The sequence below is a fragment of the Polynucleobacter sp. SHI8 genome, from assembly GCF_027944005.1.
In the GTDB taxonomy this organism is placed as follows: domain Bacteria; phylum Pseudomonadota; class Gammaproteobacteria; order Burkholderiales; family Burkholderiaceae; genus Polynucleobacter.
In genome coordinates this window covers 768,104-784,380 of record NZ_AP027204.1, presented here as the reverse complement: position 1 = coordinate 784,380, position 16,277 = coordinate 768,104, and the positions used below count along the sequence as shown (strand labels likewise).

At 39.7% G+C, this 16,277-nt stretch carries 14 protein-coding genes; 8 read left to right on the top strand and 6 right to left on the bottom strand.

All coding sequences use genetic code 11. The annotated features are described in order from the left end of the window. From QMN06_RS04015 to QMN06_RS04005, 3 genes are read right to left on the bottom strand one after another with little or no spacing between them, the layout of a single operon-like run. Complete coding sequence (locus QMN06_RS04015; RefSeq protein ID WP_281971248.1) at nt 1-1,440, bottom strand: efflux transporter outer membrane subunit; 1,440 nt, start codon at nt 1,438-1,440, stop codon at nt 1-3. A gap of 10 nt (nt 1,441-1,450) precedes the next feature. Continuing rightward, nucleotides 1,451-4,627, bottom strand: coding sequence for a CusA/CzcA family heavy metal efflux RND transporter (locus QMN06_RS04010; protein ID WP_281971246.1), 3,177 nt, complete (start codon nt 4,625-4,627; stop codon nt 1,451-1,453). A gap of 23 nt (nt 4,628-4,650) precedes the next feature. Then, nucleotides 4,651-5,889 (bottom strand): efflux RND transporter periplasmic adaptor subunit, encoded by a 1,239-nt coding sequence (locus QMN06_RS04005; RefSeq protein WP_281971245.1) that lies wholly within the window; start codon nt 5,887-5,889, stop codon nt 4,651-4,653. A gap of 182 nt (nt 5,890-6,071) precedes the next feature. Here QMN06_RS04005 and QMN06_RS04000 point away from each other — a divergent pair, with 182 nt between their 5' ends. Then, on the top strand, nt 6,072-6,953 hold the full coding sequence (locus QMN06_RS04000; RefSeq protein WP_281971244.1) for an OmpA family protein: 882 nt from the start codon (nt 6,072-6,074) through the stop codon (nt 6,951-6,953). 89 nt (nt 6,954-7,042) lie between these two features. Next, nucleotides 7,043-7,663, top strand: coding sequence for a flavin reductase family protein (locus tag QMN06_RS03995; protein ID WP_281971243.1), 621 nt, complete (start codon nt 7,043-7,045; stop codon nt 7,661-7,663). 48 nt (nt 7,664-7,711) lie between these two features. Here the strand turns inward: QMN06_RS03995 and QMN06_RS03990 are convergent, their stop codons facing one another. Further along, nucleotides 7,712-8,704: a TIM44-like domain-containing protein gene (locus tag QMN06_RS03990; RefSeq protein WP_281971242.1), complete on the bottom strand. Its 993-nt coding sequence runs from the start codon at nt 8,702-8,704 to the stop codon at nt 7,712-7,714. A 341-nt stretch (nt 8,705-9,045) separates the two neighbouring features. Here QMN06_RS03990 and mtgA point away from each other — a divergent pair, with 341 nt between their 5' ends. Further along, a complete protein-coding gene (gene mtgA / locus QMN06_RS03985) occupies nt 9,046-9,720 on the top strand; it encodes a monofunctional biosynthetic peptidoglycan transglycosylase (RefSeq protein ID WP_281971241.1) in 675 nt (224 codons plus the stop codon). A 9-nt stretch (nt 9,721-9,729) separates the two neighbouring features. Here the strand turns inward: mtgA and QMN06_RS03980 are convergent, their stop codons facing one another. Next, the gene (locus QMN06_RS03980; RefSeq protein WP_281971240.1) at nt 9,730-10,704 is read right to left on the bottom strand and encodes a tripartite tricarboxylate transporter substrate binding protein; all 975 of its coding nucleotides are present in this window, start codon (nt 10,702-10,704) and stop codon (nt 9,730-9,732) included. A gap of 90 nt (nt 10,705-10,794) precedes the next feature. On the opposite strand from QMN06_RS03980, the gene QMN06_RS03975 reads away from it, so the two are divergent. From QMN06_RS03975 to QMN06_RS03960, 4 genes are read left to right on the top strand one after another with little or no spacing between them, the layout of a single operon-like run. Then, complete coding sequence (locus tag QMN06_RS03975) at nt 10,795-11,835, top strand: sialidase family protein (protein ID WP_281971239.1); 1,041 nt, start codon at nt 10,795-10,797, stop codon at nt 11,833-11,835. A gap of 7 nt (nt 11,836-11,842) precedes the next feature. Beyond that, nucleotides 11,843-12,523, top strand: coding sequence for an aspartate/glutamate racemase family protein (locus QMN06_RS03970; RefSeq protein WP_281971238.1), 681 nt, complete (start codon nt 11,843-11,845; stop codon nt 12,521-12,523). A 12-nt stretch (nt 12,524-12,535) separates the two neighbouring features. After that, entirely contained in the window at nt 12,536-13,519 is a 984-nt protein-coding gene (locus QMN06_RS03965; RefSeq protein ID WP_281971237.1) for a tripartite tricarboxylate transporter substrate binding protein, read from the top strand. 18 nt (nt 13,520-13,537) lie between these two features. After that, on the top strand, nt 13,538-14,401 hold the full coding sequence (locus QMN06_RS03960; RefSeq protein ID WP_281971236.1) for an amidohydrolase family protein: 864 nt from the start codon (nt 13,538-13,540) through the stop codon (nt 14,399-14,401). Here the strand turns inward: QMN06_RS03960 and QMN06_RS03955 are convergent. After that, nucleotides 14,398-15,210, bottom strand: coding sequence for an aldolase/citrate lyase family protein (locus tag QMN06_RS03955; RefSeq protein ID WP_281971235.1), 813 nt, complete (start codon nt 15,208-15,210; stop codon nt 14,398-14,400). The genes QMN06_RS03960 and QMN06_RS03955 overlap by 4 nt on opposite strands. Nucleotides 15,211-15,315: 105 nt before the next feature. Here QMN06_RS03955 and QMN06_RS03950 point away from each other — a divergent pair, with 105 nt between their 5' ends. Then, the gene (locus QMN06_RS03950; RefSeq protein WP_281971234.1) at nt 15,316-16,275 is read left to right on the top strand and encodes a tripartite tricarboxylate transporter substrate binding protein; all 960 of its coding nucleotides are present in this window, start codon (nt 15,316-15,318) and stop codon (nt 16,273-16,275) included. Nucleotides 16,276-16,277: the final 2 nt, after the last annotated feature.

The window sequence follows — 16,277 nt, the reverse complement described above, 5'->3', positions numbered from 1 at the left end:
TTATTGCTTGTAGATTGTGGCAGTTTCTGCAGACCAACCACCACCTAGGGATTGATACAAGGAAGTAGTATCACCTAGATAAATAGCATAGGCTTGCAAACTATTAATCCGGGCTTGAAGGTAAGTTTGTTGCGTCAGTAACGCGGCAGCTTCTGATATATATCCTGCTTTGAGTTGTCGATCAGATTGATCATAAATTACTTTATTTGCAGCCTCATTTTCACGCGCAGTTTTATAGTACTTTCCATCGGCTTCGATCGCATATAAAGTATCAGCAACGTTTTGGAAGGCACTTAGTACGGTACTTTTATATTGACCAATCGCAGCATCTAAACCAGCCTCAGCAGCTCTTTTTCTGGCAAATAATGTGCCACCCTGAAAAATCGGCTGTGTAATACCCCCTGTAATACTCCATACCGAATTAGCACTGTCTGATAAGTCACCAAACAATGTTGCCACATTACCTATATTTCCAGTTAAGGATATCTGCGGCAGCATATTAGCAACTGCTACGCCAATTTGCGCATTTGCAGCTCTTACATACTCCCCAGCTATTCTGATGTCAGGTCGTTGTTCTACAAACTGTGAAGGGATCGATGAGGGCAATGGATTAGGCAGCTTAATGGAATCAATACTTGGTAAAAGCAATTTTTCATTAGGCATCTTGCCACATAAAACAGCTAATAAATTTAAGGACTGCTCACGGGCTTTTTCAAGAACAGGAACTTGAGAAACAGCCTGAGCATATAAGGACTCTTGTACAGCTAAATCGACACTACTCGAATACCCTGCAGCGCGCAGACGTCTTGCGTGTTCTAGCTGAAGCTGACTTGCTTTAGCTAATTCTCTCACAGCCTTGACTTGCTCACGCAAGGTTGCTTCTTGAATAGCAGTTGCCACAACGTTATTTGCAATCGTTGTACGCAATGCTTCTAATTGATAAGATTGTGCATTACCCAAAGCTTTCAGAGACTCAACCTGACGTCGGTTCCCACCGAAAATATCAGGCACAAAACCAACCGACAATCCTGCCGTATTTAAATTATAAATTTGCGCTCCTGAATTCACACTAGATTGCAAAACAGGTCCTACATTTTGACGAGTTAAAGAATACCCAGCGCCAATTGATGGAAAGAACAATCCTTGTTGTGCACGCACATTAGCTTGTGCCACACGTAAATTAGCCATCCCACTTTCAATATCGGGATTGTTTTTCAAGGCAAGATCGACTAAAGAATTGATTTCTTCTGAGCCATAAGCCTTCCACCACGACCGATCAATAGATGTTTGATTGGGTAATGTATTTATCCCTAAATTGCCCTCACGCGTAAAGCTCGCGGGGGGATTCATTTCAGGCTTTTTAAAGTCTGGGCCAACTGAGCAAGAGATCAAAGTCATACTACTCATTACGAGTGCTATGGCTTTGAGGTTAAACTTCACGATCATCTCATTACCCCCCAAGTCCTTTTCGACGCATCTTTGGGTTATAACGCTTCAACACTTCATGATAAATAGCTGGAACTACAAGTAGCAAAAAGATAGGGCCAATAATCATTCCGCCAACCACTACGGTTGCTAATGGCTTTTGCACCTGACTACCAATACCATTGGAAATCGCCGCAGGAAGTAAACCAATCGCTGCAGACAAAGCAGTCATCAGTAATGGACGCATCCGCGTTTCATGGGCTTCAAAAATAGCTTCAAATTTACTTTTACCTGAAATAATCAACTCTCGGTAATAGGTTTGCACCAAAATACCATTCATAACAGACACGCCGAGCAATGAGATAAATCCAATAATTGCAGAAATACTGACTGCTTGACCGGTAATAAAAAGTGCAAAAACACCTCCAAGCATCGCAAAAGGCACTCCTGCAACCGTTAACATACAGTCCATCAAGTTATTAAACAATGCATATAAAAGTGCAAGAATCAAGAGAAGGGCTAACGGCACAACGATTGATAAACGTTTTTGCGCTGCTTGTAACTCTTCGAATTCTCCAGCATAAGTGATGCGATAACCCTCCGGTAAAACAATCTTTTTACCAATTTTTTCCTGAATTTCCTCTACAGTACTCCCTAAATCTCGACCTCGAGTACTGAATTTAATCGGAATATAGCGCTCATTTTTTTCGTGATAAATATAACTAGCACCTGTATCCAAGCTGATGTCAGCAATATCACTCAAAGGAATGTAAGCAACTCCACCACTCGAGGTAGTGTATCCAATTCGCAAATTGGATACATCTTCTAGACTATCTCGACTCTCACCTCTCAACCGAACGGTCAAAGCAAATTGTCGAACGCCTTCAATTACTCTTGTCACTTCAGTACCCGCAAAAGCAGCTTGAATCACCGTATTCACATCACCTGTGTTTAAACCATAACGTGCTGCTTTTTCACGATCAATTGAAATATTCAAATTCGGCTGGCCAAGAATGTAAAAAATACCTAAATCTGACACGCCCTCAATATTCGACATTACAAATTTAACGTCATTAGCCAAACTCTCTAAGGTGGCTAAATCCGGGCCAATCACTTTTACTGAGTTAGCGCCTTTGACTCCAGATAAACCTTCTTGCACGTTATCTTGAATGTATTGCGAGAAGTTCGTCGTTACACCAGGAAATTCATTTTCAAAGTCTTTTTGCAAACTTGCCACTAATTTTTCTTTAGTGGAACCCTTTGGCCAATCATCAAAGGGTTTTAGTGGGGCGAATAACTCCACATTATTAAAGCCTGCAGCATCACTCCCATTATCTGGACGACCATGTTGTGAAACAACTGTAACAACCTCAGGATGACTCTTAATCAACTCACGCATTCTGTGAACACTATCAGTACCTGCCTCTAGGTTGATTGTCGAAGGCATGGATGCACGAATCCATAAATTACCCTCTTCCAAGGCAGGAAGAAATTCACTGCCAAGCTGGGTCAACATCACCAAACCAACCAATATTGAGGCGATACCACCAATTAAAACTTGTTGAGTGTGTTGCATCACCCATGTGAGTTTGGGCGTGTAAAACTCTCTAATCGCTTCAACAATCTTCGTTTCATGCTCTTTAACACGACGAGGCAATAAATAACTTGCAATCACGGGGGTAATCGTAAAGGTGGCTATTAAGGCGCCCGCTAATGCATACCCATAGGTCCTTGCCATTGGTCCAAAAATCTGACCCTCAACACCCTGCATGGTGAATAGCGGTAAAAAGGCAGCAATGGTGATTGCCGTTGAAAACAGAACGGATGTATCAACTTGAGTCGAACTTAAAAATATCAACCTTAATCTAGCAGTCCAACCTTTAGAAGGGTCGGTAAGCAAACCATCGGGGCCAAAGGCCATTTTACGTAAGGTTCTAGAACGCTCTTCAGGTGTCTGCTGAAAGTTACGGAATATATTTTCTACCAAAATCACAGCCGAATCGACAATAATGCCAAAGTCTACCGCACCTAGGGATAGGAGATTGGCTGATTCTCCAGTTAAGGTCAGAATGATGATACTGAAGAAGAGCGCAAAAGGAATATTGATACTGACAATCACCGCACTCCGTAAATCCCCTAAGAATACGAGTTGGATAATGAAAACTAATAAGCATCCAAAAACCAAGTTATGAATAACTGTATGCGTCGTAACGCCAATTAAACTGGATCGGTCGTAGTATGGCTCTACTTTGACTCCATTGGGTAAAGACCCATCTGAATTGATTTTATTAATTGCTTCTCTTGCTTTTTCAATAACCTGGTTCGTTTGCAAGGTTCGATTCATAATCACAATGCCAGTAACAACGTCTTTCTGATCATCCCTTCCAGCCTCACCTAATCGAGGCGCATATCCTTCTGAGATCGTTGCAACATCTTTTACACGAATCGCAAAACCATTTTGCTGAGTTAAAACAATGCGTTCAATATCAGATAAGTTTTCTACCAAACCTACGCCACGAATGTTCATGGATTGATCACCAACACTCACGGTTCGGCCACCCACGTTTGAGTTGGAGTTACCAATGGCACTGATCAGTTGTTGGAATGTAATACCAAAACCCTCAAGTCTTTTAGGGTCAACTTCAACGTGATACTCCTTAGTAGTTCCTCCCCACGTAACCACCTGCACAATTCCAGGAGTAGTTAATAAGCGTTTGACAACTACCCAATCTTGAATCGTACGTAAATCAGTCAAACTATAGGTTGATGGACCTTTTAATTGGTATCTGAAAATTTCACCAACTAAGCTTGAGGCTTGTATTTGGGGTTGAACACCATTAGGTAAATTCACATTTTGCGAAAGACCATTGGCCACCTGCGTTAGCGCAAAGTAATAATCGATACTGTAATTAAAGGTAACGCGAACAAATGAAAGTCCCGCAAATGATGTCGAACGAATCACCTCAACTCCAGGCGTTGTCGCTAACCCAATCTCCATTGGACGAGTATAATACCGCTCCATTTCTTCGGAGGATGCGCCAGGATATTGAGCGGTAATTTCAATAATTACTGGAGCTGGATTTGGGTATGCTTCAACGTTGAGCTTTAAAAAAGCAATCACTCCAGCAATAATAAAAGCTAATAAACCCAAGACCACAATTGGTCTTCTTGTTAAGACAAAATAAAGTATGGGTTTAAACATGAAGTTTTAATTCAGCCATTGAACTAGTGTGTAACACTGTATAAATTACTTAAAAATAAAGCTTTATTCAAAGCAATCATTTCACCAGCTTGCAGTCCGTCTAAGACTTGTACGAGACCAGCTTGGGTGATGCCAATACTGACCACACGACGTTTAAATAATTTTCCATCAGATGTCGTCCAAACTACTCTTGTTCCATTGTTTTCTCGAACCACTGCTTCTGCAGGAATCGCGGGATAAGGTTCTGGTTTGGTAATTTCAATATTGAAACTAGCTAACATCTGAGGCTTTAATTCACGCTCAGGATCACGAATTTGTGCATATAAGGTTAAGCGCCGAGTTGCAGGATCAACTGAATCTGCTACATAAACAACTTTTCCTGGGAAAAGTTTATATTTATATGCCTGCACTTTCACAATAACACTTTGACCGATTTTGTAAAAAGGAGCCTCTGACTCTGGGACTTGCGCAACCATCCATAAATTCGTTGTATCAGAAACAGTCATTGGCGCTGGGGCTACCCCTGGTTGAACAAGTTGACCGGTGGCTACATTTCTCGTAATGACACGTCCATTAATTGGACTCTTAATATTAAGCTCTATATCCACTTTTCTAGCGCTAATCACTTGATCAATTTCTGCGTCTGAAAAACCAAACAAAGCCATCGATTTTTTGGCGGCAATATAATTTCCCTCTGCAGTCTGATGATCTGAGATGTTTTGCTCTAACTCTCTTTGAGAAATACTTTTAAATTCATATAAGTCACGAGCACGCTTAAGCGTTTCGTTTGCCTGCTTGTAAACCCCTGCCGCAGATAACAAAGCAGATGAAGCCTGTGCAACATCTGGAGCCAGAACTGTATATAAGGTTTGACCTTTTTTAACGTCACTCCCAGCTTCTACAAAAACTTTATTGATACGCCCTTGATACGGAGAAAATACCTCAGCAGTTTTATATTTATCAAAGTCTATTACCCCGACGGCTTCTCGAAGTTCCTGAAAGTCATAGCTAGCTACCAAGCCTGTCTTAATTTCTTTGGCTTGTTCTACTGAAATTTGTACGGTATTTTCTGCGCTTTGCTTTTCTTCCAAAATGGGCTTTTTATTTAATCCCTGGAGAAGATGAATAAAGCCCCAAATTAAAACTCCAAGGATAAGTACTCCTAAGACAACCAAAAGTGGTTTATTTTTTGAAAACCTTTGAATGGCAGAGCCTTTTAAATTTTGGAAGGACAATTTAGAATTGTTATTAGTTTCATTCATTGAAACACCATTCGTTTTCTTTGGAATTTGTATATTTTAAGAGTTTAATAAAACACATCATATAATAGCTTAGTTTTAAGAAAAATCTTTAAATATTGAACCAATCAACTTTACTTTATGACCATAATGAAATATTTTGATCATAATATAGTTCTTTTAGACGTCGAATTTAGGGAAAGCTTATGTCACAAATGAATCAGGATGATGATCAAAATTATGTTTTAGGGATTGTTGGGGCAGTTATTCTTGCGATCCTAGTTGGTGTGGTCAGCCTTAGCATCAATGTGGCCGACTCCATGAACTCTCCCAATCAATCAGTTCAATCTGAGACCAAAAACCCTATATATTTAGGCAATTTTGATTTTTCAGTATCTAATGGAAAAATTACTCTTGCCGGAGATGTGGTGGATGAGAAAGCTAAAATGAGCCTTCTAAACCCAGCTAGACTTTTATGGGGAAACGACAATGTCGTGGATCAATTAACCATCAAACCTGATGCGCCACGCTTTTGGTGGAATGTAAAACCTTTTGAAGTCTTATCTAAACTTAAGACTGTTCCACAACTGAGTCTCCATTTAGGAAATAAACTCATCACTGGTGAGGCTAGCGTTGGGTCTGAAGATCAGAAAAGTACTTTATTAGCTGGACTTAAAAGCTGGTTTACTTCTGATGCAACAACTGATGTATCTGTGAATGTCGACCCTCAATTGAATCAAGAATCTCTAGACGCGAGTACTCTTCTCAATCTCCCCATCGAATACAACACAGGAGAATCCGAGGTACCAGATAATGTTAAACCCATCCTTAATCAAATTGCCGATATCTTGAAAAATGACACACTCAACGTGTCTATCAATGGTCATACGGATAATGTTGGCAATCCTGAAGAGAATAAAGTTCTTTCACTTACACGCGCAGATAAAATCAAATCCTATTTAGTAAGTCAAGGAGTTGCTATTAGTCAACTCAAAACTGCTGGTTTTGGAGATACAAAGCCCATCGCAGAGAACAGTTCTGATATCGGCAAAGCAAAAAATCGCCGCATTGAATTTTCTACCAAGTAAAAATAGAGAAAGATTCTTAGAGTCTTTCTCAAACACTCATTTCTGGGCTGACCGTTCGATTAAAATCAAATTTTTAGTTGAGAGTTTCTATGTCTAATACTTTTCATTCTTACGAGCCAAAAAATGGGCACGGATTACCACATGATCCATTTAAATCGATAGTTGGGCCTCGCCCTATTGGTTGGATTGCTAGCCAAAGCAGTCAAGGCAACCTAAACCTGGCGCCTTACAGCTTTTTCAATGCTTTTCATGCATCTCCCCCCATTATAGGTTTTGCAAGCACGGGCTACAAAGACTCAGTTAGCAACATTTCTCAAACTCGAGAATTTACTTGGAATTTGGTAACCTTAGATTTGGCTGAACAAATGAATGCCACTTGTGCAGAAGTACCGCCAGATGTGAATGAATTTGAATTGGCAGGATTAACCCCTCTAGCCTCATCGGTTATTCAGGTGCCACGTGTGGCGCAGAGTAAAGTTTCTTTTGAATGTAAATTAACCCAAATGATTCACATGCAAAATGCTGAAGGTAATCAATTATCTAGTTGGCTTACTTTGGGTGAGGTTGTTGCTGTTCATATAGCAAAAGAGTTACTACAAGACGGTATTTTCAATACCTCTACAGCGAATTTCATACTGCGTGGAGGTGGTCCTGCGGATTATTTCAAAATTGGTCCTGAGCAATTATTTAAGATGTATCGCCCAAAATAAAACGAGGGTTAAACCCCTCGTTTTATAACTTCACAAATAAATGCATCTTTAATTGATTTGCTGAATTCCGCACAAAATCCATCCGCTAGAACTGTCCATTGGTTTTGACCAATTCCAAACCTCTGCAAAATCTTCGACTGGTCCATTTACTTCTTCGCGTAAAGAACCTGAGAATCGAACACTTGCCAAATACTCATGATTCTCTTCTTCAACAGCCAATAAGTCAGCTGCCAAAGTTAATACTTGCGTATGACTGATCGCTGTAACTCGAGCAAGCATATCTTTTCTTAAATGAGTGAATAGCTCAGGGCTTGTGTACTCTTTTAAAACATCAATATTTTGCTGATCTGAGGCTTCTTGAAGCTGTAAAAATAATTTCTTCGCATTTTCTAGAAAATTTTCCTTATCGGCAAATGAATTTGGCGTTAAATTCGCTTGAACACTTGATGGCAAATCATGATGAGCAGGCTCAGTGATGAGCGGCATTTGATTTGAACTTGGCATCGTTTGTAATGGTGATACATTAGATGCCTTACTTGCTGGGTAAGAATTTCCAGCATTGATAGAAGCATCAGATTGTTGGAAATTCATGCCAGGAATGCCAGTACTTAATGTGGGTGACGCAGCGCTTCTGCTCATAAACTTTCTAAACAACCACAATCCAATGAATGCAACTGCAATCACAATGAGTAATGAGGAGAACATGGAACCCATCTCTGCCCCCATTCCTAAATGCGAGAACAAGTAACTTAAACCAATACCGGCAGCAATTCCACCTAAAATTCCACCCATTCCACCAAAACGACTAGGTGCTGGTGCTTGTGGAGCAGCAGGAGTTGGTGTAGATGGTTTTGGTGCGGCGTTAACCGGTGCAGCAGCAGGTTTGGGAGGTAGGGCACTTTGGCTGTTTGTAACCGTGTTAGATTGTCGACCCATGCTAGATCCTCCACCTAATTTTTTTGCCTCAACGACCGTTCCACTCAACATAATGGTTGACGTAATTGCAACAACTGCTAAAGCTTTTAAATAACTCAACTTCATTATTGATTTCTCCTAAGAAATTTACATGTAACCTATTAGATACTATCTTCAACAATTTGTCATTAACCCTTTACCCTATAAGGGTTTTCATCGTCAAATATGTGTTCAGATTCAATCTTTTAAATATCAAACCATGCTTAAAGATGCAGAAAAACCCCAAAGACTAATCCTCTATTCATCCACACATCATTCTGAGGCTTTAGATGAAGAATTCCAAAGGTTTCGTTGACATCCTCCCCGTCCTGAAGGACGGGGGATTTCTTACTTAACATTTTGTTAACATATCTAGCTCATGCTGTCGATAGAACCAATCTCTTTCACTAACGTGCATAGGAAGAAATTTGAAAAGTTTTTTGAAAATTATTTTGGGTCTGTTCATTACCATTCAGTTATATTTTTTTGTGCAAGTGGTTTGGTACTTGGAGTTTAACCCCAAAGAAACCGCTTTTATGCATGCTGAAAAAAATCGTCTAAGTTCGCAAAGCCCGCCTCGTTTAATCACTAAGCAATGGGTGCCTTATGAAAAAATATCTTTATCTATTAAGCAAGCAGTGATTGCATCAGAGGATGCTAATTTTACAGTTCATGATGGAGTCGATTGGGATGCTTTAGAAAAAGCCGCGAAAGAAAATGTTGCAAATGGGAAAATCAAACGTGGAGGCTCAACCATTACGATGCAACTCAGCAAGAATTTGTTTTTATCTGCAGAACAAAGCTATATTAGAAAAGCAGAAGAAATGCTCATTACTGGAATGCTCGAAGTCGTTCTAAGTAAAAAACGTATTTTAGAAATCTATCTCAATGTCGCAGAATGGGGTGTTGGTATTTTTGGCATTGAAGCCGCAGCAAAGCATTATTATGGAATTTCAGCATCGCAGTTAAGTCCACAACAAGCGGCTTGGTTAGCTGCCATTCTGCCAGCGCCTAGAAGATTTGATCAAATGAGAAATTCCCCTATGGCATCTCGTAAAGCCAACATTCTGCTATATCGTATGCGCATGGTAAGTGTTCCATAGCCATTTAGACTAATCTAATTTAATATTACCTTTAGCAAATACTGTTTGCCAACGATTTGTCTCCTGACGAATAAATTGCGCAAATTCTGTTGGAGAATCTCCCACAGGTTCTAATCCTAAATCATTCATTGTTTTAATTACTTCAGGATCTTTCATCGCAATTAAAATACTTTTTTGAATCAATTGAACTTTATCTGATGAAGTTTGTTTTGGTGCTGAAAGTCCAAACCAATTCTTCAACACAAATCCTGGAAGAGACTCTGAAACAGTAGGTATCTCTGGCAATATGGATAAACGCTTACTATCCGTGGTGGCTATTCCCTTTAATCTTCCAGATTTAAGGTAAGGTAAGCCAATTGCAATAGCTTCAAAAGTTAATTGCACCTGCCCACCAATGACATCAGTAATACTTGGCGCACTTCCTTTGTAAGGAACATGAATTATTTTTGTGCCAGCGGCTTCATTAAAAATTTCTCCAGCCATATGTGGTAAACCACCATTACCACTTGATGAAAAATATACTTTACCCGGATTTGCTTTTGCATATCCGATTAATTCAGCTACATTTTTAATTGGCAACTGTGGGTTGGTAAAAATAATAAATGGCGAGGAGGCTACCTGAGTAATAGGTACAAAATCTTTTTGCACGTTATATGGCAAATCTTTCACCATAGCAGGAGTAATGCTGTAATTACCTAATGTTCCTAAAAATAATGTGTAGCCATCAGGTTCTGCATTGGCGACAAATTGCATACCAATAACACCTCCTGCGCCACCCTTGTTGTCTATAACTACTGGTTGGCCAAGCTCTTTAGATATTTTTGGTGCTAATACTCTGCCAAGAGTATCAATCGCTCCGCCAGGCGGAAATCCAATCACAATATGGATTGGCTTATTAGGGTAGGTTTGTGCTTGAGATGTGACATGAACCATACCAATAAAAAAACTAAAAAAAACTTGAAGTAGTAATTTTAGGCAATTCATCTTATCTCCTGATATTTTAAAAATGTAATTAGATATAATATAAAGCATTGGATTAGGATACTTCCCATAACAATAGACATTGGAGTCTTTATGAAAAGCCGGGTTGAGGTGTATGCGGGCACTGCCGGTCATTCTGTATGGTTTAGCGATGATGTTGGTGAAAAATTTGTTCACCCCAATAGCCACTCCGGTATGTACCTTGAAGCGAGAGCATGGTGTTTTTCAAGCCACTTAAAACAACCCCAATTTTTACTTTGCGGCACAGACATGGGTTTATTTCAATGGGATGAAAATCTAACCCGCTGGAAACTTCTCGACAGTCCAATGCAAGATGTTTGGGCTTTAGCCCAGGCTCCAGATAATCCAAGCATCATTTTTGCTGGCTCAAGACCTGCTGAACTCTATCGATCGATAGACGCTGGTTTAACTTGGGGGAAAATTGATATTCTAGGTCTTGCCTCTTTTTCAAAAATTAATATGGGGCCAACCCGTTTTACTCAAATTTTATATGATCCAATAGATACTGGAATGATGTGGGCTACCGTTGAAATTGGTGGTATTTTTAAAAGTATTGATGATGGCGCTACCTGGGAAGAGGTTTCTAATGGCCTAATTTCAATTGATGTTCATGGTATATGTGTTACACAAATACCTAATGGTACAAAAATTATTTATGCAACAACGAATCAAGGTCTTCATCGCTCAACAGATAATGGCGCTAACTGGGAATTTGTTCTGTTAGATTCGCCATGGCAATATACCAGAGCAATTGCTATTCAAAAGGACGATCCTTCAACTATTTGGCTTTGTAACGGTAATGGCCCTCCAGGAAATAACGGAAAACTTCTTAAAAGCTCTGATTATGGATATACATGGACTGAAGTAAATTTACCTCAATCTCTTAATTCCACTCCCTGGTGTATTGCCATGCACGAATCCAATGCTAGACTACTATTCCTTTGTACCAACTTAGGGCAATTATTTAAAAGTATAGATAAAGGAATTACTTGGGAGAAGCTACCTCATGAGTTTGGTGAGTTACGCGCTCTTCATTGGCGTACGACTGAATATAGTGATGATCGACCGCCACATTCAATGACTATTCGTCGCCCCCCTCCAACACAATCATAAAATAATAATGAATCCATCTACAAATCCTCTTCATGTCATGTTAGTTGTTCCTGAAAATAATACGACAATGCACCAAGAGCTTTTACATTGGTTACCTAAAGGCTCATCTTGTGAAGTTGTTAAAGTTCCAAGAGGAAAAGGCTTACTCACCACAGAGTCACTACCTGCCTACAAAATCTCCACAATTGAAGTTTGTGAACAAGCTGCCAAACTTGATTTGGATATTGTTGCTTATGGTTGTACTGCGGCTGGATTTATTCTAGGTCCTGAGGGAGATCGTGAGATGGCACAGCGGATTGGAGAAGTTACAGGTAAGCCTGTTGTCACAACAGCCTACTCGATGGTCCAAGCCCTTCAAGAAATTGGTGCGAAAAATATCTCCTTACTGACACCCTATCAAGATCACGTCAATGATCAACTCAAACTGTTTCTCAAATCTGGCGGCATCGAAGTTCGACATTTCGATAGCTTTTATGCTCAGGATGTCATCGCGCTTGGACAAATCACCGCGGAACAAGTTGCAGAAAAGGCTAAAACTTTATTTTCTGATGATATAGATGCCCTTTTTATTGCTTGCTCACAATTACCGACCCAAGAAGTTCTTCATCCTCTATCATTACTCTTAGGCAAACCAGTCTTATCCTCCATACAAGTCACAGCTCAATACCTCAATCAACATTTCTCATAAATGAATATTTCCATGAAAAACCTCTTTCGATTAACCTTACTCTGCTTTGTTGCTCTTTTTAGTATGTCAAACATTGGATATGCTCAAACCAACAATTGGCCAAATAAAGTAATTAAGATAGTTGTGCCCTTTGCGCCAGGCTCATTTACTGATACAGCAGCTAGAGTAATCGGTGCAGAAATTACTAAACATACTGGCCAAACGGTCATTATTGAAAATAAAGGTGGCGCTGGAAGCACGCTAGGTACTGATGCAGTAGCAAAGTCAGCGCCTGACGGATATACTTTTTTACTGACGGATAATTCATTCGCAGTATCAACCGCTCTATACGAAAAGTTGCCTTATCAGCCTTTAAAAGACATAACTCCCGTATCTTTAGTTGCTGATGCTCCAGCTGTTTTAGTAGGTCGTCTCAATTTACCTCAAAAAAACCTAAAAGAAATTGTGCAAGCGGCTCGTTCAAATCCAAATGGCTTTAACTATGGCTCTGGTGGTATTGGATCTTCAGCACATCTGGCAATGGAGGCATTCCTCGTTCAAAATAATCTTAAAATGACGCATATTCCCTTTAAAGGAATTGCTAGTGCGATTGTTGATGTTGTAGCTGATCGTGTAGATCTTGCGATCGGAAGTGTTGGCTCTACCGCTCCCTTTATTCGTGATGGAAAATTAATGGGTGTGGCTATTAGTGGTAATCAAAGACACCCTTTGTTTCCTCAAGTCCCCACCTTTGCACAGGCAGGTTTTCCAAACTATAAAATGACCTATTGGTTTGGGGTCTTGGCTCCAACGGGCACACCAAATGACATTATTGAAAAGATGCACCAAGAAATCGTTCATGCCATTCAAACTCCTCAGGTCATTGAGGTTTTCAAAAATGCGGGGGTAAATCCAACCTCCAACTCACCTGCCGAGTTCTCAAAAATGATCCGAGATGAAAGCACCATGTGGTCAGATATTATTAAAAAATCTGATATTAAAGCAAATCTCAATTAATTGAATATAAGGAACTTTATGTCTTTTAATCCTAGTGAAAAGGTTCAATTTACTGCTCCAGCACATGCTTGTGATGCGCATTTTCATGTCTTTGGTCCAGCAGAGTTATATCCCTATAGCTCTGATTTACGTTATGCACCGCCACATGCTCCCCTTGAGGATTACCTTCAACTCGCAAAGCATTTAGGTATTTCAAGATATGTCTTTGTCCAACCGAGTGCCTACGGTCGCGACAATTCTTGTATGTTAGATGCCATGAAAATCATTGGTACCAAAAACTGCAGAGGCATTGTTGATATTGATGAAAATGCTCCAGATGCTCTAATAGCTTCTATGAATGATCTTGGAGTAAGGGGAGTTAGAGTCAATGTTAGCCCAGTTTTTCCAGAAACTTCAGGGCTTGCAGATCAACTAAAATCACGAATTGAAATTCTTGCTAAACGATGCTCTGAAATTGGTTGGCATTTGGATTTCTTATTACCTGGTTGGTTAACTGCAGAGTTAATGCCTGTTTTTCAAAAACTAGAGCTGCCTTTCTCTATGGCCCATATGGGTATGAATCTTGCAAAAGATGGTGTTGATACACCAGCCTTCAAAAACTTTTTAAATTTACTAAAAGACCCTAATCAACTCGCTTATGCAAAATTTACAGGCATTTACAGAATGTCAAAAACACCTGGGTTTGTTGACGCAGATCCTTTGGCAAAAGCGATTATTGCTGCAGCACCGCAACAAATTATTTGGGGAAGTGATTACCCTCACTTGTCATTTGGTGAAAAAAGCTCAGTGGAACTTTTTAACTTATTAGGACGCTGGACAGACCAAGAAAGTATCAGAAAGCTGATTTTAGAAGACAATCCAGCGCGTTTATTTGGTTTTTAATATTCAATTTTTTGAATTTGTTTTGCTTTTTCTGCAGCGATTGATATTAAAAAAGCCATATCAGTTCCTGCAGAAACGTACCTTGCACCTAGCTTGACATACTTTTCAACTAAATCAGGTCGAGAAGATAATCCCCCGACGCCACACCACTTACCATATTTTTGACATAAGTTAATGGTTAAACGATATGCCTCATCTACTCGTGCATGATCATACTGACCAGCGATTCCCATATCAGCAGTTAAATCATTTGTGCCAATCAATACAATATCAACTCCTGGCGTAGAAATGATTTCCTCCGCTTGATCAAGAGCTTGCTGACTTTCAAATTGAACAATGACTACCGTATTAACATTCAGGATGGGGTAGGACTTGGTAGCGGGAAGTGAATGGTAAGCTAAGTGCGGTAATGCTCCTGCTGCAGATCTCTCACCCATCGGTGGAAATTTAGCAAACTTGACTACTTCTGCAGCTTCTTTTGCTGACCTAATATGCGGCGCTATGATGCCTAAAGCGCCAATATCTAAGACCCTAGAAATCCACTCAGGAGTATTTGCTGGAACCCGAACGAATGGCGCTAATCCAATGCTTAAAGCGGCCATACAAATTTGACTGGTGGTTTCTAAAGAAAAACTACTATGCTCTAAATCAATATAAATCGAGTCAAAACCAGCTGTTTTTGCTATTTGAGCAATTTCAATCCCCTTCACCATCCGTACTGTCATGGACGAAACTAATTCATTATTTTTTAATTTTTGTAAAAAATAATTTGTTAATAGATTTTCATCTTGTTTATTTTGAATAGTCATTTTGATCTCCTGAATAGGTATTCATCAATTATCATCCAATTGAAATTACTGGCAATCAATTCAGCTAAAATAACTTTTATAAACTATTTTTAAAATGAGAAAAAATTGAAAAATATCCTGATTGGCGCCCTTTTCTTGATTATTAGTCCACTGAGTTTTGGGCAAGCATATCCAAATAAACCTGTCACCATTGTCGTAACCTATGCTCCTGGAGGTCTTGGTGATCTTTTAGCAAGACAGCTTGCTGAACAATTAACCCTTAAAACCAAACAATCTTTTATTGTTGAAAATAAACCTGGAGCGACGGGAGCTTTGGGGACGCGCTTTGTAACAAAAGCAAAACCAGATGGTTACACCCTCTTGCTGGGTCAAACTGGGGAAATGGTGATCAATACGCTTGTTAGTAAAGATTTAGGGTATGACCCTTATCAAGATCTCAAACCTGTTGCCCTCATTGGCGAAGTTCCATTAACCTTGGTTGCACCATTAAATTCTCCTTATAACTCTCTTCCAGAATTTATCAAACTGGCGAAATCACAACCTAATAAATTCACCTACGCCTCATCTGGAACTGCCACACCTGGTCATTTAGCTGGGGCATCTTTAGCGCAATTGACTGGTATTGAAATGATCCACGCTCCCTATAAAGGTGCTGGCCCAGCGATGACCGATATTTTAGGTGGACACGTCAATATATTTTTTGCTAGTACACCGTCTGTGATTCAATTTGTTGAAGGTAATAAATTAAAAGCACTCGCAGTTTCTTCACCAAAGAGAACCAATGTTTTTCCTCAACTTCATACTGTTACTGAAGATATTGGTAAAGAGTTTAGCTTTACTCTTTGGGGAGGTGTATTTGCTCCTGCAGAAACTCCAGAGCCAATTCTGCAATCCTTAAATGTACTGATCAACCAAATATTAAATGATCCTCAATTTAAAAAACAATTTGAAAAAGATGGCATTAACATCAAACCAAATACGCGTGAGGAGTTTGCTCAATTCCATCGCACCGAACTCAATAATTACAAAAAAAACCTTCAATCCCTCAACTTAAAATTAGAATAAAT